Annotated in this window: 1 protein-coding gene; it reads right to left on the minus strand. The window is 32.4% G+C overall.

Annotated elements, in window-relative coordinates; all coding sequences use genetic code 11:
- Positions 1-28 precede the first annotated feature (28 nt).
- The coding region (locus ACTQ46_RS11165) for an IS30 family transposase (RefSeq protein ID WP_441749897.1) at positions 29-537 on the minus strand (509 nt) is incomplete at its 5' end.

Genomic DNA, 537 nt, shown 5'->3' on the forward strand with positions numbered 1-537 from the left:
AGATGAATTGTCAATTCAAATGCAACACCTAATGTGAGCTACTAAAAAGGACTTCCTTAGGTGTTTTGAATTCTATGCATTTTCTTGGTCTGCCATTTAGTTTAAGTAAATTGTCAATTAATTCTGATTTATCAACTTTGGATAAATCCATTCCCTTTGGATAATATTCTCGAAGGAGACCATTTGTATTTTCATTAGTACCTTTTTGCCAGGCACAGTATGGGTCACAAAAATATGTTTTACAACTTAACTTTTCTTCAATTTCTAAATATCCCGAAAACTCTTTACCTCTATCAAAGGTTATTGTCTTTACTAATTCTTTAGGAAACTGGCTTAGTGCATTGATGATTGCGGGGGTTACCTTTTTTTCTGTTCGATCTGGAACTAATATTGCAATATAATATCTTGATTTTCTTTCGGCTAAAGTTACAAAACAATATTTACTTTTTCGTTTATGGTCTATTCTTCCAGATTCAACGGTATCGCATTCCCAATGTCCTAAGATTTCTCTTTTATAGATCTCCGTAGGTCTTTTTT

Origin of the sequence: Gallicola sp. Sow4_E12, assembly GCF_052116305.1 — a bacterium.
Taxonomy (GTDB): domain Bacteria; phylum Bacillota; class Clostridia; order Tissierellales; family Peptoniphilaceae; genus JBQKLI01.